Annotated in this window: 1 protein-coding gene; it reads right to left on the bottom strand. The window is 48.1% G+C overall.

Translation table 11 applies throughout. The annotated features are described in order from the left end of the window. A partial coding sequence (locus A3751_RS00490) for an FAD-dependent oxidoreductase (RefSeq protein ID WP_156492139.1) occupies window positions 1-287 on the bottom strand: 287 nt, incomplete at both ends.

A 287-nucleotide genomic window follows, 5' to 3' on the forward strand; every position in this document is an offset into this window, starting at 1 on the left:
TTGATCTGAGCCAAACGATCAGCTTGTGAATCATTTGTCGCAACAATGAGCTTTCCGCACCGCGCGAAAGGTAATGAATTATCTTCGAGGTACTGGTAAATCAGATGCTTACCACGTACACATAACCTCGCCTTCAAGGAATCGAGTTGATAGTAAATTCCCGCATGAATGACTTCACTGTTCCGAGAGGAAGTTTGCCTTCCAAAACCCTCTTCTTTATCCAAAATCCAAACACTACGCCCGGACATCGCCAATGCGCGCGCAACAGCCAATCCCACCACGCCGGC

Source organism: Oleiphilus sp. HI0080, from assembly GCF_001635135.1.